The following is a 20055-nucleotide window of genomic DNA, read 5'->3' on the forward strand; positions in this document are numbered from 1 at the left end:
TCCCTCTTAAAAATTTCACCAAAACACGTCACATACAGGGTATATGAAGAGTTTAAAATACATTCTTGGTCTCTATACATTTATTTCCATTTTAGTTTTATCCACTGTTGTATCGGCTCTCATTTTGTATTTGAATTGGGGACTTCTCCTGAAAGTTTACCGAGGAGAAATGGAAAACGCCGGCAAAAGTGCAGGGGCTGAACTTTCCAATTATTATAAATCACAACTTCGTATTGCAGGCATTCTTTCCAAACAAAGAGAAATCAAAGAATCTTTCCAATCGGGAAAATCTAAATTTGCAACAGACTTTCTTGTTGGTATTATGCAAGAAGCAAATGGAGAATACGAAAATATCTTTTTATCGGAGCCCATCCAAAACGCTAAAATTTTTGCCGCTGGGATTCCTAGGTCCATTGGATACCAATTGGAAGAATCCAAAACAGGGGACCATGTTGTTGTGGCTCTCAAAAAGCAATATTTGATTGGTTCTGTCCAAGAGTCACCTATCACTGGTTTGCCGGTAAGTCTTGTTTCTTTTCCCATCGAAGACAATGGAAAGCTGATAGGCATTCTTTGGATCGCTTTAAACTTAGAACTTGTTTCCAAACGAATGGGAGAAGGGATCCATGTTGGTGCTAATGGATATATCACTGCCATCACCACCAAAGGAGTTGTGTTTGCTGGCCCCGATAAATCTAAAATTTTAAAATTAGACCTAAGTAAAATTCCAGAAGGTCGCCCCATCTTAGAAGCCAAAGACGGAGCCTATTTCGAGTATACGGAAAATGGAAAGGACTTTGCTTTTCTCATCAAACGATTGGAAGAATGGAATACCATCATCGGAGTGGTTCTTCCCAAATCCGATATGAATTCAGGATTCATCCAAGTGGCGATTTTTGCCGTAGTCGTTGTGGTATTGATTACAGCTCTTGTGGTTTTGGGAGTGTTTCGGTTTCTCAAAAAACGTCTTCTACCTTTGGAAAACTCTGTTGTCATTTTGGACCAAATGGCAAAGGGAGATTTAACTGAATCATTTACTCTTACCAACCACGATGAGATTGGCCGAATGAATTTAGCCCTAGATGGTTTTGTCAAAAGCATCCGAAATTCTCTAGGAGAAATCCAAACAGTCGCAGAAGAGATTGCTTCTTCTGCCGAAGGTTTACGTGATTCCTCTTCTAGTTTTTCAGATATGGCCCAAGGAACCGCGGCATCCGCCGAAGAAATTTCAGCTACCACAGAAGAAGTAGCTGCCAGTATGGAAACAACTGCAACATCTACTTCCAAACAACATAACAATATCATCGAATTCAATGAAAAGATTTTAGAATTATCCCAAGGTGCCATCCAAATTGAAAAGGATACCAAAGCGGCTCTTGCCAATACCGAAAACATAACCAAACAAGCCAAACTAGGTGGGGAATCACTCAACCAAATGAAGGAAGTGATTAATGTCATTTTGGAATCTTCTTCTGAAATGAAAGAAGTGATTGGGATCATTGACGAAATTTCGGACCAAACAAGTTTACTCGCACTGAATGCTGCGATTGAAGCGGCAAGAGCCGGAGAGGCGGGCCGTGGGTTTGCCATTGTGGCCGAGGAGATCTCCAAACTTTCCGACAAAACGGCTCATTCCATCCAAGCCATCGAGGACATGATTGGAAAAAATAGCAAAGAATTGGAAGAGGGGGCCAAAGGGATACGTTCTTCGGTAGAACTCCTCAATCTCATCATTAGAGACATAGCCGAAGTGGAAAGTGTGATGAAGCGGTTATCGGAAGCCACCAAAGCCCAATTGAACTATAACCAGGAAGTGGATGCAAGGTCCACCGAAGTGGGACTCGAATCCGAATCGATTCGTGGGGCCATTGAGGAACAAAAACGAGCCATTGAACAAATTTCTCAGTCGGTGATTGGGATCAATAATGAAACCATGCACATCGCCACAGGATCTGACCAGGTGGCTTCCTCCTCGCAGAAACTCTCCCATGCGGCCGACACCCTTCGAGCGATTACAAAACGGTTTACCATCGTAAAAAACTAAAGGGCCTCGGCCAGAACCGCCTTTCCTTAGTCTAAGGCCGATCAGAATGGAGATCGGTCTTTTTTGAAAAAGATAACGAGTGTTCGTTGGTATTTTGCTAATTAATTGAGACTCGGTTTCAATTAAGAAAGTTCATAGAAAATTTACGATTATGTCTCTTTTCATGTTTTTTCGCATCCAAAACCCTTACATACTTGCTTTTTTTCTGATTTTACCTTTCCTTGTCAGAAGACAGTGTAAACGGATTCAGGAAATCTGCGAATGAATATAAAAATACTCAAGATCTCTGTGCCTATCGTTGCAATTGCAGCACTAGCATATTTGATTTTTTCACCTAGCCGTTATGTGGGCTATTCACCCGACCAGCCCATCCCCTTCAACCATAAGATACATGCTGGCGATAACAAAATCGACTGTAAGTATTGCCATACTGGTGTTGAGAATTCGGCCCATGCCACAGTTCCCCCAAGTTCCACTTGTATGAACTGCCATGGAGCAGGTAACGTAGCGGGCAACCAAGAACATGTTAAGTGGCTCAAAGAACAATACGATAGCAATACTCCGGTATCCTGGGTAAAGGTTCATGACCAACCAGACTTCGTATACTTTAACCATTCACGACACGTACAACGCGGTGTCGATTGTTCCACATGCCACGGTAACATGGCAGAGATGGTAAAGGTTAGACAGTCCAAGTCCCTCAACATGGGATTTTGTGTCGATTGCCATAGAGAGAACAATGCTCCTAACGATTGTTCTACGTGCCACAGATAATCGGGAGACAAGTAATAATTTATGATGAAAGACCATAGTTTCCAAAAAGAAAAAAAATCGCTTTGGCAATCTTATGAACTTCGCGGAACTTCTCGCGAACGTGAATTGCAAAAGCAAGAGTTCTATAAATCTCCAGATCCCCTGATTGCAAAAATCAAAAAGGGTGATTTTGATAGAAAAACTTTTTTAAAGTTTATGGGTGCCTCAGTTGTGATGACAACTGTTGGTTGTATCCAAAAACCTGCTGAAAAAATTGTTCCATATGTGAACCTCACCATCAAGAACCCAGACAACAACGAAGTAGAGCAATATGACTTCGTAAAACATGGACACTCTTACCACTACGCTTCCGTATGCGGTGGATGTTCTGTTGGTTGTGGTATTGTTGTGAGAGCAAAAGACGGACGACCTTTGAAACTCGAAGGAAATCCAAGCCATCCTATTTCGGAAGGTGCTCTTTGTGCTTCAGGACAAGCTTCCATTTTTGATCTTTATGATGCAGACCGTGCCAAAGAACCACAACAAGTGGTGAATGGATCTGCTAAGTCTAGCGACTGGTTTGTTTTGGACAAAGATGTAAAAGAGAAATTAAACGCCAACAAAGGAAAAACCATTGTTGTCACAAAACCTCTTTCTTCTCCTGCCACTTCTGAATTCATTTCTGAATTCTTAAAATCGGTTGGTGGTGGAAAACATATCGAAGTAGCATTTGCTTCTTCTGATGATGCGATCACAATTGCTCAAGAAAAATCTTACGGAAAGGCAGTTTTACCAAACTATCATTTCGACAAAGCAAAAGTAATCCTTTCCATCGATAGTGACTTTTTAAATCACACAAACTACCACAATGACTTCTCTAAAAGAAGAGACTTACAAGACAAAGGTGTAAAATCCTTCAATGCTTTCATTGCGGCAGAAACACATCCGTCTATGACGGGTTCCAACGCTGACCAAAGAGTGCCACTAAAACCAGGTGACCAAAGAAAGTTTGCTCTTGTGATTGCAAAAGCGCTTTCTGATTTGGGAGTGGGTGGAGCCACAGGAGTTTCTGGAATCAATGTAGAATCTTCTGCAGCGGAACTGGGAATTTCCAAAGAAGTGGTTTTACGCACAGCGAAGGCTCTTGCGTCAGCAAAGGGAGAGTCCCTTGTTGTTGCTGGTGGTTCGAATGCTCTTACGGAAGACGCTGTTGATTTACAAATCGCAGTGAACATGTTAAACAGCATACTCGGTAACGATGGAAAAACCATCGATGCGGGAAACCCTTTGAAAGAAGGACGTTCTAATTACGCAGAGAATTTAAAAACACTCGCAAAAGACTTAAAAGAAAGAAAGGCCGGTGTGGTCATTCTTTTTGGTGTGAACCCAGTCTACCAAGCGCCAAACGGAGATGAGTGGAAAAAACTCCTTCATGAAGCAGCACAAGTAGTACAAGTTTCTGACCGAGTGGATGAAACAGCACTTGCTTCGAACTGGCTTGCTCCAGTGTCGCACTTCCTTGAGTCTTGGGGTGATAATGAATCGGTAGCGGGAATTGTTGCAATCCAACAACCAACCATCCGACCGATCTTCCAATCCAAAGCGTTTGAAGACATGCTCATCACTTGGGCTGGTGGATCTCTCCTTGGTGCAAGTTCGTTATACGACTATCTAAAAGCAAAATACTCTAAAAAAACTAACTGGGAAGACTTACTCAGAAAAGGTGTGTTAGTTTCTGGAAATCCAAAAGCTGACAAGTCTGGACGTTCGTTCCGCGGAACCATCGCTCCTCTTGCACCTTCCAAGTCAGGTCTTACTGTTTCTCTTTACGAAAGCACCGCACTCGGTTCTGGTGAAAGAGCAAACAACTCGCAACTCCAAGAACTTCCAGATCCAGTATCGAAAGTGACTTGGGACAATTATGTTGCTATTAGCCCACAATACTCTCGTTCGTCGGGAATTAAGTTAAATGATGTTGTTACGGTCACTGTTGGCGGTAAATCATTTGAACTTCCGGCTCTCGTCCAACCAGGCCTCCATCCAGAAGCAGTGGGAATTGCTCTTGGTTACGGAAGAACAAACGTCGGTGAGATTGGAAACGGAGTAGGGAAAAATGCAAACCTTCTTGCAACAGAAGTAAACGGATCACTCGTTTATTCTGGACTTTCCATCACTCTTTCTCCTACAGGAAAGAAATACAAACTCGCTACCACACAAGATCACCATATGATGAGTCCTGGTGTGATGATGGGTGTTGAGTGGAAAGAAAGACCTCTTATCATTTCTGCAAAACTCCAAGATTATGCAAAAAATCCTGGTGCAGGAATTCCTGAACCAGAGATTCCAAAAATCCTAATCGATGGAAAATTACAAAGAGCTCAAGGAGCCAACGCTCCTTCCGACCAACCAGGAAGCCAATTTGCCTACCCAGGATACAAATGGGGAATGGCAGTGGACCTTACTTCTTGTTCTGGTTGCGGTGCTTGCGTAGTTGCATGTAATATTGAAAACAACGTGCCAATGGTAGGACGTGACGAAGTGAGAATGGGTCGTGAGATGCATTGGCTTCGGATTGACCGTTACTACATCGGTGATCCTGAAAAACCAGAATCACTCGAAATTGCGCACCAACCACTCATGTGCCAACATTGTGACAATGCTCCTTGTGAGACAGTTTGTCCAGTAGCTGCGACTGTTCACAGTTCGGAAGGAACCAATGATATGGTTTACAACCGTTGTGTGGGAACTCGTTACTGCTCTAACAACTGCCCTTACAAAGTGCGTCGTTTTAACTGGTTAGAACATTGGAATGAACACAACCTTCTCGGGGAAGCAACACCTACATTTAAGGCTCGCCCTCCAAGAAACTTAGGCCTTAATCCAGATGTTACCGTTCGGTCTCGTGGGGTTATGGAAAAATGTAACTTCTGTGCTTCTCGAGTTGCTGAGAAAAAAATCGCAGCGAAAAACGAAGGAAGAACATTACGTGATGGAGAAGTAAAAGCAGCATGTGAACAAACATGTTCTTCTAATTCCATTGTGTTCGGTAACGTAAATGATCCTGAATCAAAAGTAGCGAAGCTCTTGAAAGACCCTAGGTCTTACAAACTTCTGGAATACCTAAACATCGGACCTGCTGTCAGCTATATGACTCGCGTTCGAAACGACGTTTAACAGGGGAGAACACAAAGGGAATGTCATTAGCACAAGCAGTTCGAGATAAATTAGATATCCCCGACCTGGTAACAGGCGGGAAGTCGCTTAAAGATGTAACCGTTGATATCGCAAAACCAAACGAAGATTTCCCTACCAAACTTTGGTGGAATACCTTTCTTTTGGTTCTTACGATCACCCTGATCGACGTAGCCATCATCGGTTATTTGTTTTATGAAGGTCTTTACCTACTCGGGATCAATAACCCGGTAGGTTGGGGATTTTTCGTAGTCAACTTCGTATTTTGGATCGGTATCGGTCACGCAGGAACTTTGATTTCTGCGGTTCTATTTCTTTTCCGTCAAGGTTGGAGAACAGGGATTAACCGCGCTGCAGAAGCGATGACCATCTTTGCCGTACTCGTTGCGGCATCGAACCTCATCCTTCACGTAGGTCGTCCTTGGCTCGGATTTTGGTTGTTTCCTTATCCAAACGAAAGAGGTCCACTTTGGGTGAACTTCCGTTCCCCACTGATTTGGGATACGTTTGCGGTATCAACCTACCTTTCCATCTCCATGGTGTTCTGGTATTTAGGACTCATTCCTGACCTTGCAACACTCCGTGACCGTGCCACCGAAACCTGGAGAAAGAACTTATACAACGTTCTTGCTTTCGGTTGGGTGGGTTCGGCTAGATCTTGGTCTCATTTGGAAATCGTTTCCATGATTCTCGCAGCTCTTTCCACTCCACTCGTTCTTTCGGTTCACACCATTGTATCCTTCGACTTCGCTGTTTCCATCCTTCCTGGTTGGCACACGACCATCTTCCCTCCATACTTTGTTGCCGGAGCGATTTTCTCCGGATTTGCGATGGTGGTAACACTGATGGTCATTGCTCGTGAAGTGTTCAATCTCAAGAACTACATCACGATGAAACACTTGGACAACATGAATAAAATCATGATGGTAACAGGTCTTATCGTTGGTCTTGCTTACGGAACAGAATTCTTTATCGCTTGGTATTCTGGAAATGAATACGAAGTGTTCGCATTCTGGAATAGAGCTTTTGGTCCTTACGGTTGGGCATACTTTATCATGATCTCCTGTAACGTATTGTCACCGCAGGTGTTCTGGTTCCGCAAACTTCGTTACAACATCCCTGTGATGTTTGTGGCTTCCCTTGTGGTAAACGTAGGTATGTGGTTTGAACGTTTTGTGATCATGATGACTCTGAACCGAGACTTTTTACCATCCAGCTGGGCCATGTATACACCGACACTTTTCGACTACGCGATGTTAATCGGAACTTTCGGTATCTTCTTTACTCTCTTCCTTCTCTGGTGCCGAATTATGCCAGTGATTGCGATTGCAGAAGTAAAAACAGTGATGCCACAGAAAGAAGGAGCACACCACTAGTATGTATCTTCCAAAATTAGAACAGTTTCACAAATATAAAGAAATGGATGAAGGAGTTCTCGGAATTTTCGAGACTCCGGAAGCTATCATGCATGCGGCTGAAAAAGCCAAAGAAAAAGACTACCAAGGATTTGATTGTATCCTTCCTTATCCTGTTCACGGGATCGATGAAGCGATGGGAACTCCAAGATCTGGACTTCCTTGGATCACTTTCTTTGCAGGGATTTTTGGATGCACGATTGGGATTCTTTTTCAGTATCTTACTCATGCCTATGACTGGCCTCTCAATATCTCTGGAAAATCTCTCAATGCATGGTTTGCCTATGTGCCAATCATCTTTGAATTAACAGTATTTTCTGCAGGGATTTACACTGTTGCGACACTATGTTTTTTAAGCGGTATTCCCAAAGCCACCCGAAGAATCCTTCACCCGGATTTGACATCTCACAGATTCGGACTTTGGATTCCAAAATCTGCAAAAGGTTATAACGAATCAGAAGTGGTTTCTTTCGTAAAAGGCCTTGGTGGATCGGAAGTAACCGTGGTAAAACCGGAGAACCAAAAATGAAACAAAACATCTTTAGAGTTTTAGCACTTGCGGGACTCCTTGTTCTCGTGAATTGCGATTACAAAACTCCCGTTTATGAATACTTTCCTAGTATGTATGATTCTCCTGCGCGTGAGTCACAAGAAGCTGATTCTTTTGCAACAAATGGATCTGCTTCTCGGATTCCACCCAAAGGCGCAATCCCTGTAGGATATTTTCCATACCCATATGCAGCAGAGGCAACTCCTGACACATTGCCAGGCGCAGACAAAGGATTAAAAAATCCAATCGCCAAAGCAAACTTAGGTGACTTAATGATTGGTGAAAAACGTTACCAAACCTACTGCACACCTTGCCATGGGGTAAGGGGTCTTGGGAATGGAACGGTTGTCGGACCTGCTCCAAGGTTCCAACAATCACCTCCTTCTGTTGTGTCTGATAAAATCAAAGGTTGGTCTGATGGACAAATCTATCATATCATCACGATGGGTCGTGGTCTCATGGGAAGTTATGCTTACCAAATCGAACCAGAAGACAGATGGAAGCTCATTGCTTACATCCGAAAACTTCAAGAATATGAAGTTCAAAATAAAAAGGCGAACTAGGGGAAATTATGAGCTCTACAAAAGCAGCGAAACTAGACGAAAAATTACTGCAGTTCCAACTGCCAGTTACTCTTCGTAATGCCCTCATTGCTATGATCGGAGTGGGAGTGGTGAGTTTTCTCATCGCTTTCCTCGGATTTGGTCATGAAACATCTCGTCATATGGACGAAGCTGGTCATTTCCATCATACAAATTTAGGTTACCATGTTTTACTCATTGGAACTTACTTTGTTGTGGGTCTTGCCATCACAGGAATCTTTTTTACAGCAATCCAACACTTAACGGGATCTCATTGGTCTGTCACTGTTAGACGACTTTTTGAAACTTACGGACTTTTTACACCAATCGCAGGTCTTTTGCTTGTGGGTGTAATTTTTGGAATGCATGACCTTTATGAATGGGCGGATGCAACAGTTCGTGAAAACGACCACCTCATCCACCACAAATCAGGTTACCTAAACCCAACAGCTTTCATCATTCGATGTGTGGCTTTCATTGGTATTTGGTCAGTATTTGCTTACATCTTTCATGGAAAGTCAGTGGGTCAGGACAAAGATAAGGTTGTGGATACAACCAAAACTTTGGCAAAGATCTCTGGGGGATTTATTCTCTTCTTTGCACTTTCTTGGTGTTTTATGGCATTTGACCTTCTCATGTCACTCACTCCGCACTGGTTTTCTACTATGTTTGGTGTGTATGCATTTGCAGGTGCTTTCCAAACTTCCCTTGCTTCTTACTTAATTGTCATCGCAATTTTGAAGAAAAACGGATACCTTGGTGAAGCAGTCAACGAAAACCATTACCATGACATTGCAAAATTCCTTTTGGGTATGACAACTTTTTGGGCTTATGTTGGGTTCTCTCAATTTATGCTCATTTGGTATGCAAACATTCCAGAAGAAACTTTCTTCTACGAAATGCGTATGACTGGCGGATGGGGATATACAACTCTCGCACTTCCTTTTGTGAAGTTCGTGATTCCATTCCTTCTTCTTCTCAATCGTCCCAACAAAAGAGACATTGATTTCCTTTGGAAATTGGCAGCTTGGATTCTAGTCACTCAGTTCTTTGAACTATTCTGGTTGGTTTTCCCTGCAAACTTCGAAAAGTTTTCTATCCTTCACTTTGTTTTAGCATTCGGTGGAACAGTGGGTGTGGTAGGAATCTTCGGATTCTTTATCTTCAAAAAGTTGGAAAAACACAGCTTAGTTCCGGTTGGAGACCCTCGTTTGGATGAGTGCCTCCACCACCACCAATAGGAGAATGGAATTGAAAAACAAAATTGTATTACTCATGATTGTGGGAGCAAGTTTCATAGCTTGTTCCAAAAATGCGGAAGTCACTTGGCATAAAAATTGTGATGCCAAAACAAACAAAGCAAGTTTGGATTTTACAGTTCCTTTGTATTCAGAAGCAGATTCTAATTCAAAAGTAGTGGAATTTGTTCCTGCAGGAACAGTAGTGAAAATATTTGATGCTCGTAACCACAACGTTTGGGCTCCGAAGTATTTTGTAAAAGTGCAAACGGCGAAAAACGAAGGTTATATGAGCCCTCGTTGTTTTGTTGTGAGCCAAGATCCAGAAGTTAGTGTTTGGAGATATTCCAAAGGCCTAGTAAAAGAGTATAACCCATTTTACAGCCCAACAGACAAAGAACATTATCCACGTGGATTTGAGTATGGTAGCTTAAAAGATCTTCCGAAAGATAAGATCCCACTTTCTGATCTTACGAAAGGTTTGGAAGAAGTTCCTTACACAAACAAAAACATGTTAAAACAAAACTAAGATTCTACTGTTTGATTTTGTATTCGGGACTAGATCCTGGATCTATCATCGATCAGATCTTTATAAAAAGACCCAAGGGAAACCAAGGGTCTTTTTTATTGAATCTAATAGAAAGCCCAAAACGTACGTTTCTTTTTAAATCCCGTAGTCCCATCCAAATCAATTTTCCTTAAAAAGAAAAATTTGTGTTTGCTGTATTTATATATCTTAGTTACTAAGATATATAGTCATTAAGATATAGTTGAACTTGGAACCAATGGAAACTTCAAATTTCAAAATAACCACACGTAAATACTTTGAAACGGCTCTGAACATGCATGAGGCCATTGCAAAAAAGGCCGGTCTTTCGGGAACAGATCATAAATATTTGGGATACCTGATTGAAAATGGTGAGATGAGTGCCGGAGAATTGGCAAAGATTTCTGGCCTTACGACAGGAGCCATTACCGGTGTGATTGACCGGTTAGAGAAAAATAAATTAGTAAAACGGAAATTTTTACAGGTGGATAGACGAAAGGTGATGATTGTTCCTAATTTAGAAAAAGCAAACCAATTGTTTGCACCGATCTTTAAAAAATTACAAAAAGATACTGACCTTTTGATTTCTAGTTTTACAAGTCGGGACTTAGAAGTGGTTCATCGATATTTTGAATCAGCCATCGGAATTATGGAGAGAATCTCTAAAAATTTACAGGGAAAAAATGAACTATGAGTTTAGTTGTAATAAAATCTTTTCTAATCACCGCAATGATCGGGATACAAGATATAACTTCTTTGGTCTCCGATCATTCATTAGCCCTCGCTAAATACTCATTATTTATAAACTTACTAGTCTATTTTTTGATGAATGGGGCCCAGATTTTTGAAACTCTTATTTTTGTTCCCCGTTGGGCTAAGGGGAGTTCCCCCAATTTCCAAATACTAAATACAGAGTTTAAATCTGCTAATTTGAAATACTTTTGGATTTCGTTTCATTCAATCCATGAAATCATATTTTTAATATCTCTCTTGTTTTGTTATCCGATCGACGGGATTGGTAACTATTTACTTTTTCTCTTCATCCTTCATATGGCTGTCCGAGTTTGGACTCTGATATATTTTGCAGAAAAGATCATCAGGTTCCAGTCTTTGGCAAATACTGTAAGTGACTATTCTCTTGAGATTTCCAATGAAATTCGGAAGTGGGTCCTTCTGAATTACTTCCGGGTATCCATTTATATTGGAATTTCGATATTGATGATTCCACTAGTTGTAAAAATTTTAAAGATCGATGGATAAAAGAACTCATCGAAATGATATAGTTTGTTTTGAAATTTTTAGCTTTATATCAATAAAATGAATACTCGGTAAGTGTTACCCGGAAACATAAATATATCCTCGCTAAAACAATTGCGTAGGGAATAGGTTTATGTTTCCTAAGGCAGAACAATTTGTTTGTTCTATCAAAACCAAAATAGATCTTTTACTTTTGGGTTTCTTAACGCAAGACCCACCCAAAGTAGAATTCCTACATACACCGGAAAAAGAGTATGGCTGAAAAGTGGATTTCCCACACGCAGGTGGATGGCAACAGCACCGCCTAAATATCCAGTGAGTAGAAGTGCTCCCAGGGTTGCCGTTTGCGGAATGGCATACATCACTGTGATCACAAGAAGAAGGATTCCTATGGTCGTAGCGCTCGATGAGGGAAGACCAAGTTCCTCCATACTTTTTAGGACTGGTTCAATTTTTGCTAATTTTCCACCCGCATCAAAGAGGAGAAAAGTTACCACAAGACCACTGAGAATTCGTCCCACCCAAAGGTAGGTTGGGGATTGGTTTATTTCGTTCATAAAATTACCTGCTAAAAAATCGGTCTGGTCAGAAAAACATATCCAGTGATATGTTGTCAATAGAATTTATAATCAATATAAATAGAAACGAGAATTCCCGAAACAGTTGGCGGACTACCGGACAAATTGGTGTTCTCTTGGGGGAGTTGATTCCGTTTTATGAGAAAAAAGGAACGAATGAGGAATGGGAAAACAAGAGGAAACTCGTAAACTGATCATTGAATCTGCATTCGTTCTGATTTACCAAAATGGATTTCAGGGTGTGGGGGTTCGTGAAATTGCACAAAAAGCAAACTTAACCATTGGTGCTTTCTTTTACCACTTCCCAACGAAAAACCATGTGGGTTATGCCATCATCGATGAGTTTCTATCCAAAGGAATTTTGGATCGGTGGATTTTGCCTTTGCAAAACTATGATGATCCCGTGGAAGGAATCATTCTTACATTTAAAAAGACATTTGAAGAGTGGCCAGATGAGTTTGTTTCGAGGGGTTGTCCATTGAACAACTTGGGCCAAGAAATGTCCGCAATAGATCCAGAATTTCAAAAGAAAGCAAAGGATCTTTTGTCCCAGTGGATCCAAAACACAAAAACTCACTTGGACATTGCAAAAAAGAAAAAGATTTTAAAAGCAAAAACAGACACAATGAAACTTGCAGAGTTTATCGTCACTTTTCAAGAAGCAACCTTTGCCATGGGAAAAGTAATGAATGATAGAAAGGTTTATGATTCTTTGTATCTTTCTTTTCGAGATCATTTACTAAGCCATTGCCATTGACATTCATAACGAAAGTGTTATACTCGCATCCATGGGTCAAAAACGCACCATTGCCACCTCTGCATCTGAAGAACGATTAGAAAAACTTTTAGAAGAACGTTTGAACCCTGGTTCCAACCAAGAAATCATCGACAAACGAATTTGGGATCTGTTTGGAGAAACCTGGTGTGTGATGTTTACGGATCTCTCTGGATTTTCTCGTGGGGTTGCCAAATTTGGAATCATTCATTTTTTACAAACCATCTATGAATCACAAAGAATCCTTATTCCTGTTCTGGATGAATTTGATGGAATTCTGATGAAAGACGAAGGGGATAGCCTGATGGTTCTTTTTCGCAATACCAACAAAGCCATTCAGTGTGCCATCCAAATGCAGAAAGCCTGTAAACGTTATAATGAAGGTCGAACTGCCGAAGAACAAATTTTACTTTGTGTCGGACTTGGGTATGGCAAAATCCTAAAGATTGGAGATACCGATGTTTTTGGTGCAGAAGTGAACGCAGCATCCAAGTTAGGTGAAGATACTGCCAAAGCTTGGGAGATTTTAGTCACAAATGCTGTCAAAGAAAATGCTGACGAAACCACTGACTTTGATTTTGAATCCATCTCAGAAATCCCACCTGGTTCCGATGGAGCCTTTCGTTTGGTTTATACTTTAGAAGAACCCAAATGGGTAGTATTATAATTCGAGATAGAAAACAAACAAATAAGATTTGAAATTTAATATGTTTGTAACAGGGGAATCAAATTCAATCGGGAACTTTATTCCATAAATTCATAAATCGAACGAATTTCACCCACAGATTCAATATAAGAATAGAGGTCTTGGAATTCTTTAGTTTGGCAGAGGGTTCCAGAATCTCCAATTAGGATCAAATGAGATTTCGCACGTGTTAAAGCCACATTCAAACGTTTGGGGTTTAGTAAAAACCCAACCTCGCCATCACGATTGGATCTAACTAAACTTAGGATCACAATTTCCGACTCTCTTCCTTGGAAAGAGTCAATGGTTTGGGTAAACCAACGTCCCGAAGACAATTTGACGAGTTTTTCCACCTGGCCTCTGTAAGGTGAGATGACAGTTGATTGTTCTTTTGGTATTCCTAAACGATACAAGGTTTCTACTAATTGGATTTCTGTATGGTTAAAAAAACTTGGCTCCTCCCCTTCGGTTTCTTCTTCTGAATCACTGCCTGCCGTATCAATCCATAAGATCGGCGGATTATTTCCTAATATAGGGGAGATGTCTATATTGTGATTCCAGTTTGCATCGGGATGAGTTAAAATTTTATTTTCATAATAGGTCCCATTGGGAAAACCGAGGATTTCCGGTTTCATTCGGAATTGTTTTTCTAAAAAGATCACCCGATCCCCGGAATCAAAGGCGATGGCCTTTTCTAAAAAACTATGTAAGGCATTATGGTCTGGGTAAGAGAAACTGGCACCAAGTTGTTTGGGATCACCAAAGAAAAAAGTTTTTTTTCCAACATACATGGCAAGGTAACATCCAGGATCTAAACTTTGAGTGGCTTCATCTACAAAAACATAATCAAACTCTCTCCCTTTTTTGAATTCATTTCCAAATCCAGAAAAAGTAGATACAATGAGTTCTGCACTGTCGAGTAACTTCATTCTAATGTTTGATTCAGCTTCCCTAATCGTGGAAAGTAAAAACTTGGCTTCTTTTCTTTGTGCCTTTCTTTCTTCCCTTTCTTCTTTTCCAAAATTTCGTTTCCAGGAATTAGCTTTTTTCTGGATGGCCTTTAGTTCTGTTTGCCAGTTGTGGATTTGTTTTTGGTCTGGATGTTCTTGGATGAGATTGTCAATATGGTAGGGTAGGATTTCTTCTTTGATTTTGGTAGAGTTACCCAATCGGATGACTCGAATTCCTTTTTTTAAAGCAAGTTCTACAATGTAATCGCATGCAAAGTTTGTGGGACAAAGTGTTAAAACGGATTGTTTTTTTTCTTTGATTTTTTCTACAGCTTGCATGAGTAAGGTGGTCTTTCCTGTTCCAGGTGGACCGAATATCATCCCGTAATCTGCAATTTGAAAAATTCGTTCGAGAGGGGTTGTAGTTTGTCCCGTTTTGGGAGGATTGGGTTTGTCACCGAGTCCAAATCCTAAAATCCAGCTGAGTTTTTTATGTGAAAAACTTTCTTTATCTTCGATTACTTTGGAAATGATTTCGTTATACAAATCATAAGTGGATTCTTGGAACCACTTTGAAATTTGAAATTCATTGTCTTCCCACTCATAGTCTCCACGTATTTGGACGATTAGTTTTGTATCGGTTGCCTTGTAAATATTTCCAAAGATGGATTCGGAATTTCCTTTTATAAGAACAGGAATCCCTTGTTTTAACCATTCTTTGGCTTTTAAAGAAGGGGAAATTTTGAATTCTGCCCTCCATGTATTCCCAACAACAAAATGAAGGTCTTCCAATTCTGCAGATTTGATCGCTTTGGTTTCTTCCCCTTTTTCTAAAAATAAAGAACGTTCATACTCACGTTCTTTGGTTAGGATTGATTTTACATATAGAATTTCTTCTTCTAATGAACCAAACTCTTGTTTTATGGTTCTTCCCATTCAATATTCTCCAAGGTTGTAAAAAATCCATTTCTCAGTAGCGGTGCAAAATCAATAAAGTCGGCAGCCTTTAAATACAAAGAATCTTCGATCGAATAAGCTTGGATTAAATTGTTGGCAGCTTCTTCCAATTTACCCGCTCGGCAATGAGCCCTTGCTAAAATGATGAGTGTCTCTGGATCAATCTCTTTGCAGTATTGGATATGGGTTCTAATTGATGTTAGTGCATTTTCTGGATCTTCTGCTTCCAAATAACAAAGAGCCAGCAAATCGTAATGAAGGAACTCTTCTGGTTCCACCATTTTTAAAGATTTTTTTAAGGAAGCAAGAGCCGAATTAAAATCCCCACGAGAAAAATACAAAGATCCAAGTTCCGCCCAAATGTCTTTTCGATCGATCCCACGGCCGTTACTTAAATGTTCTTGGGAAAGCGCTTTTTTTAAAACCTCAATTGCTTCTTCGGAACGTTCCATATCCTTTAAGAGGGAAGCAAGGAGTAGGTAGTTTTCCAAATAGGAGGGAAACTGAAGAATACTTTTTTGGAGTAAAACCTTTGCCGATTTAAATTTTTTTAATTTGATCAGATAACGCGAGTAAACGGTGATACTTAAGGGATGAGAGGGATAGTTTTGAATGATATCCTGAAAAAGGGATTCAGTTTCTCTTGGATTTCCCACTGCATACAGACACCAGGCTTTTTTCGCTTTGATTTTGATGAGGGCCGATTCGTTTTTTGTGTGTGATTCGCTTTCGGCATAAACATTAAATGCCCGTGTGAATTCCTTTTCTTCTTCCAAAAGTTTGGCTTCGCGGATCAGTGAAAAAAAAGAACTCATACGTTGTTTTTTACTTCAGAAAATATCGCGTTGGTCGATGGGTAGAATAGGGAGTAAAGATTGTAAAAGGAGGTCCTTTATGGTTCCATCTATACCTGTAAACCCTGTCGTCAATTTGCCGAAGGAAATTTTCCAGGCACAAAACCAACTCAACGAAAAACTCATGAAGTTGGCCGTCGAGGAAAAAGTAGGTCCAGCGGCAAAAAGCGAAAGGTTACTCGACATCTACTGTTAATTGGAAATTAGTCTACCCGGGTTTCTGGATTGTAAACCGGTCGTTTTCTTTCCATAAACCCACCAATTGCCGAACGGAAGTCTTTGGAGTCTAGCATACTTGCATTCCAAACAGCTACATAGTCTAGTCCTTCTTCGATGGTTTTTCCAATTCCGTGGTTTAACACTTGTTTGACCCCTCGGATGACGATGGTTGGGTTCTCTGCAATTTCTTCTGCTGTTTTGAGTCCAACTTGCAGTAAAGAATCAAAGTCCTTTGTGACCTTTGTCACAAGTCCCATTTGAAAAGCTTCTTCTGCACTGATGTCTTTTCCTGTTAGGGCAAGTTCTCTTGTATGTGCATTTCCAATCAAATGAGGAAGTCTTTGTAAAGATCCCATATCAGCCACAATGGCTACTTTGGATTCTCGTAAGGAAAATACGGCATCTTCAGACGCATAACGAATGTCACATGCAGAAACTAGATCCAGTCCTCCACCAATACAATGTTTTTGGACAAGTGCAATGGATGGTTTTTTGGAATTGTAAACGGCATTGATTCCTTTTTGCATTGTAAGAATGAGTTGGTAAAGTTTTTCCCTACCATCCGCAAGTTCTCCCTGTACCACAGGTTTGAACTCTTGGAAAAACTCTTCTAAATCAAGACCTGTGGAGAAAGATTTTCCTTTGGCTGCGATCACAAAACAATGAATTTGCGGGTCTGCATTGATTCGGTCCACCATATCGGGAAGATCACGCCAGAAAGGCCAGTTCATAGCATTTCTTTTTTCGGGACGATTCAACCAAAGAATGGCTACGTTTTTTCTTTTTTCAATTTCGAAAAATGGAGAAGGGTTCATACTTTTGTTTCTTCCTTTAACCAGAGTTTTTTGGAAACCATCAAATACACACCAAAGAGAATAAGTGCTATGGAGATATATTGGGACTGTGAAAATCCATGCCAATAGTAACCGGTTAAAAAACTTGGGTTTCCATTGGCATCAGGAATGTTCACAAGAGTAGGTGGATCAATAAAAGGGATCACCGCTTTGTTCACACGTAAAAACTCGATGATGAGTCTTGCAAATCCGTGGATGATGAGAAACTGAGCACCAATACTCCATTTGCGGAAGTTTTGGTATCTGGCCCAAAATTGGAAGTAGGCAAAGTATCCGAATGCCATAATGGATTCCATCACTGGAGTGTTCCAAACCGGTACACCGGACGGGTGAGCGCCATGGAAATCAAAAACAAAAAAGGGAATCCTTACATCTGTGGCAAAACCATAACATCCATCCCCACTCACAAAACACCCGAGTCGTCCAATCGCATAACCCATGCTAATCGCAGGAATCACCGCATCATAATAAGCACCGATGTCTAGTTTGTGATGGCGAAAGTAAAGAGTGATGAAGAGCCATCCAAAAAGAAGACCCCCAAAGAATACGAGGCCACCACCGCTAAAAAGAGAGGACCAAAGGCCTGGGTGTCCAGGGAATCCATTCCAATGGGTTAACGGATAAGAATACTTTCCATCATAACCGGGAACATCAATGAACACTTGGTCCCAAATTTCAAAGATAAAGAAAATTTTGGCACCGACTAAAGTGCCCAAAATCCCAAGAAAAATCAACCAATCCGAATGACTCGGATCTAATTTTTTGCGTTCGAGTTCCTTCGGGAGAAGGTAAGAACCGACAAGAAAGGCTAACATCATAAGAAGGCTGAAAGTGGACAAACCCTCCCAACCAAAGGGATTCGGAATCGGAATTCGATCTAACATAGGGGAAAGGGTAAAATTTAGGCTTAAAGGGGAAAGGAGAATTTAAAACTTCCGAATCTCGGAAATTTAATAAAAAAATACCTTGACTCTAGATAGTTTAATATTAAACTATCTAGTATTGACTTAAGGAGAACCAAATGTTCGATACACTTTTTTCCACATCCGGGGACATTGTCCCTCTAATCTTACGCATCACAGCCTTTGTTGTGATTTTCCCACACGGCGGCCAAAAACTACTCGGTTGGTTTGGTGGTTACGGATTCAAAGGAACTTACGGATTTTTTACAGGGCAGTTGAAGTTCCCTGGAATTTTGGCGGTTCTCATCATCCTTGGTGAATCCTTTGGACCTGTTTTACTTCTCGTAGGTTTTTTAACCAAATTTGCAGCAGCTTCCATTGCCATCATCATGATTGGTGCAGCAGTGCTTGCTCATAGACAAAATGGATTTTTTATCAATTGGAATGGAAACCAAAAAGGCGAAGGATACGAGTTTCATATTCTCGCAGCAGGACTTCTCATCGCTCTCGTACTTGGTGGGGCTGGTGTGTATTCCGTTGATTTTAACTTAATCGGAAAATTCTAAACAAAAGAATTTATATTCGAACTGGTTCGGCCTTTGTCTCTGTTGGAGTTCCAACAAACAAGGGTTCGAACCAAACTTTAATCTAAGTTAATGTATTCCTCTGGATCAAGAGGAGCATCCAAACCAATTCGCACTTCATAGTGGACGTGAGCTCCCGTTGCTTTTCCCGTTTGGCCCACAAGGGCAATTTTATCCCCTCGTTTGACCCGGTCCCCAGGATTCACTAAAATAAGAGAACAATGCCCATACAAAGTGAAAAATCCATTTTCATGGTTGATACGAACTGATTTTCCAAGCCCACCCACAGCAGTATCCACCGCAATGATTCCGGGGCCCGTCGCATAGATAGGTGTTCCTTCGCCGGCCGCAAAATCAATTCCTGAGTGGTATTCTCCTACAGGTAATATTCCAAAGGGATCACTACGATACCCAAAAGTTGAAGTCACAACTCCCACTCCTGGTTTTAAAGGTCTACCCCTTGGCATGGAATAAAATATACTTTCTCGCATCGAAAGATAATCAATGGCATTTTGGAAGTTAGGGACAAGGTTTCCTAGTCTTACACCAAACTGAGTGTAGGTGGTGACCACTTGTTGGAATAATAAAAGATTCGAATCGAGTTCGCTTGCATCTTTACGATACTCTTCTTTGAGAAGATAATCTTGGGTGATCATTTCCTTTTCTGGGATTTCCTCCCAGGCAAGTAGGTTGAGAGATTCCGTTGTAGACTCAAGTTCCTCTACTGAATCTGTTAAATCTTGGGAAAGAAGGTCATAAAAGAGAAAGGATACCAGTTGGGTCTCCGTTTTTTTCTCCAAAGAAAGATTGCGATCAAAGAAAAATGAAAAGTAGACCAGAAGTCCAAAGGAAAGGAGAACCAGAGATAGGGCAAGGCCCGATAAAAAACCGAGCATTCCGACTGAAATTTCAATTTGTGCTAGAGGTTTTTCATCATTGGGAATTAGGACAAAGCTTACCTTTTCCCGGCTACGGGAAATCCACTTCCCCGCACGTTTTTTCCAGCGTAAATGTGCAATTTGGAGCCTTTCGTAGGCTGTTGTGACGTAAGTTTCTGCCAATGTTCGTTATTCAGCCAATTTTTTCCTTGCCCAAGCCATTTTTCAGGGGAAAGTGGATG

The 20055-nt window shown here is 40.9% G+C and carries 20 protein-coding genes; 14 read left to right on the top strand and 6 right to left on the bottom strand.

Annotated elements, in window-relative coordinates:
• Positions 1-43 precede the first annotated feature (43 nt).
• The 10 genes from EHQ47_RS06390 to EHQ47_RS06435 all read left to right on the top strand — a co-directional run bounded on the left by EHQ47_RS06390 (position 44) and on the right by EHQ47_RS06435 (position 11580).
• The gene (locus EHQ47_RS06390) at positions 44-2044 is read left to right on the top strand and encodes a methyl-accepting chemotaxis protein (protein ID WP_135776791.1); all 2001 of its coding nucleotides are present in this window, start codon (positions 44-46) and stop codon (positions 2042-2044) included.
• A 261-nt stretch (positions 2045-2305) separates the two neighbouring features.
• On the top strand, positions 2306-2818 hold the full coding sequence (locus tag EHQ47_RS06395; protein WP_081581578.1) for a cytochrome c3 family protein: 513 nt from the start codon (positions 2306-2308) through the stop codon (positions 2816-2818).
• A gap of 24 nt (positions 2819-2842) precedes the next feature.
• On the top strand, positions 2843-5971 hold the full coding sequence (locus tag EHQ47_RS06400) for a TAT-variant-translocated molybdopterin oxidoreductase (RefSeq protein WP_208727404.1): 3129 nt from the start codon (positions 2843-2845) through the stop codon (positions 5969-5971).
• A 20-nt stretch (positions 5972-5991) separates the two neighbouring features.
• Positions 5992-7365, top strand: a complete 1374-nt coding sequence (gene nrfD / locus EHQ47_RS06405) for an NrfD/PsrC family molybdoenzyme membrane anchor subunit (RefSeq protein WP_002974485.1) — start codon at positions 5992-5994, stop codon at positions 7363-7365.
• Between the two features lies 1 nt (position 7366).
• A complete protein-coding gene (locus tag EHQ47_RS06410; protein WP_135776793.1) occupies positions 7367-7933 on the top strand; it encodes a DUF3341 domain-containing protein in 567 nt (188 codons plus the stop codon).
• On the top strand, positions 7930-8517 hold the full coding sequence (locus tag EHQ47_RS06415; protein WP_135743962.1) for a c-type cytochrome: 588 nt from the start codon (positions 7930-7932) through the stop codon (positions 8515-8517). Before EHQ47_RS06410 ends, EHQ47_RS06415 begins: the two co-directional genes overlap by 4 nt.
• Before the next feature lie 8 nt (positions 8518-8525).
• A complete protein-coding gene (locus EHQ47_RS06420; RefSeq protein WP_135747579.1) occupies positions 8526-9776 on the top strand; it encodes a hypothetical protein in 1251 nt (416 codons plus the stop codon).
• A 10-nt stretch (positions 9777-9786) separates the two neighbouring features.
• Complete coding sequence (locus tag EHQ47_RS06425; RefSeq protein WP_135747587.1) at positions 9787-10302, top strand: Lsa16 family lipoprotein adhesin; 516 nt, start codon at positions 9787-9789, stop codon at positions 10300-10302.
• A gap of 256 nt (positions 10303-10558) precedes the next feature.
• Positions 10559-11014, top strand: a complete 456-nt coding sequence (locus EHQ47_RS06430; protein WP_244290241.1) for a MarR family winged helix-turn-helix transcriptional regulator — start codon at positions 10559-10561, stop codon at positions 11012-11014.
• A complete protein-coding gene (locus EHQ47_RS06435) occupies positions 11011-11580 on the top strand; it encodes a hypothetical protein (RefSeq protein WP_135747581.1) in 570 nt (189 codons plus the stop codon). The genes EHQ47_RS06430 and EHQ47_RS06435 overlap by 4 nt, the downstream gene beginning before the upstream one ends.
• Positions 11581-11744: 164 nt before the next feature.
• Here EHQ47_RS06435 and EHQ47_RS06440 read toward each other — a convergent pair whose 3' ends face one another.
• Entirely contained in the window at positions 11745-12134 is a 390-nt protein-coding gene (locus EHQ47_RS06440) for a DoxX family protein (protein ID WP_135747582.1), read from the bottom strand.
• Between the two features lie 184 nt (positions 12135-12318).
• On the opposite strand from EHQ47_RS06440, the gene EHQ47_RS06445 reads away from it, so the two are divergent.
• Both EHQ47_RS06445 and EHQ47_RS06450 read left to right on the top strand, forming a co-directional pair.
• The gene (locus tag EHQ47_RS06445) at positions 12319-12912 is read left to right on the top strand and encodes a TetR/AcrR family transcriptional regulator (protein WP_135747952.1); all 594 of its coding nucleotides are present in this window, start codon (positions 12319-12321) and stop codon (positions 12910-12912) included.
• Positions 12913-12943: 31 nt separating this feature from the next.
• A complete protein-coding gene (locus EHQ47_RS06450) occupies positions 12944-13597 on the top strand; it encodes an adenylate/guanylate cyclase domain-containing protein (RefSeq protein ID WP_135776795.1) in 654 nt (217 codons plus the stop codon).
• A 77-nt stretch (positions 13598-13674) separates the two neighbouring features.
• Here the strand turns inward: EHQ47_RS06450 and EHQ47_RS06455 are convergent, their stop codons facing one another.
• Together EHQ47_RS06455 and EHQ47_RS06460 are read right to left on the bottom strand one after the other, a co-directional pair.
• A complete protein-coding gene (locus EHQ47_RS06455; RefSeq protein ID WP_135776796.1) occupies positions 13675-15501 on the bottom strand; it encodes an AAA domain-containing protein in 1827 nt (608 codons plus the stop codon).
• Positions 15486-16337, bottom strand: a complete 852-nt coding sequence (locus EHQ47_RS06460; protein WP_135747955.1) for a tetratricopeptide repeat protein — start codon at positions 16335-16337, stop codon at positions 15486-15488. The genes EHQ47_RS06455 and EHQ47_RS06460 overlap by 16 nt, the downstream gene beginning before the upstream one ends.
• A 79-nt stretch (positions 16338-16416) precedes the next feature.
• Between EHQ47_RS06460 and EHQ47_RS19675 the strand changes: the two genes are divergently transcribed.
• Positions 16417-16572, top strand: a complete 156-nt coding sequence (locus EHQ47_RS19675; RefSeq protein WP_167483266.1) for a hypothetical protein — start codon at positions 16417-16419, stop codon at positions 16570-16572.
• Between the two features lie 7 nt (positions 16573-16579).
• On the opposite strand, the gene EHQ47_RS06465 is transcribed toward EHQ47_RS19675, so the two are convergent.
• Together EHQ47_RS06465 and EHQ47_RS06470 are read right to left on the bottom strand one after the other, a co-directional pair.
• Positions 16580-17410, bottom strand: coding sequence for a crotonase/enoyl-CoA hydratase family protein (locus EHQ47_RS06465; RefSeq protein WP_135776797.1), 831 nt, complete (start codon positions 17408-17410; stop codon positions 16580-16582).
• Positions 17407-18333 (bottom strand): prolipoprotein diacylglyceryl transferase, encoded by a 927-nt coding sequence (locus EHQ47_RS06470; protein WP_135776798.1) that lies wholly within the window; start codon positions 18331-18333, stop codon positions 17407-17409. The genes EHQ47_RS06465 and EHQ47_RS06470 overlap by 4 nt, the downstream gene beginning before the upstream one ends.
• 137 nt (positions 18334-18470) lie before the next feature.
• On the opposite strand from EHQ47_RS06470, the gene EHQ47_RS06475 reads away from it, so the two are divergent.
• Positions 18471-18917 (top strand): DoxX family protein, encoded by a 447-nt coding sequence (locus EHQ47_RS06475; protein WP_135747958.1) that lies wholly within the window; start codon positions 18471-18473, stop codon positions 18915-18917.
• Between the two features lie 77 nt (positions 18918-18994).
• Here the strand turns inward: EHQ47_RS06475 and EHQ47_RS06480 are convergent, their stop codons facing one another.
• Complete coding sequence (locus EHQ47_RS06480; RefSeq protein WP_135747959.1) at positions 18995-19996, bottom strand: M23 family metallopeptidase; 1002 nt, start codon at positions 19994-19996, stop codon at positions 18995-18997.
• Positions 19997-20055 lie beyond the last annotated feature (59 nt).

This window comes from Leptospira bourretii (assembly GCF_004770145.1).
Taxonomy (GTDB): domain Bacteria; phylum Spirochaetota; class Leptospiria; order Leptospirales; family Leptospiraceae; genus Leptospira_A; species Leptospira_A bourretii.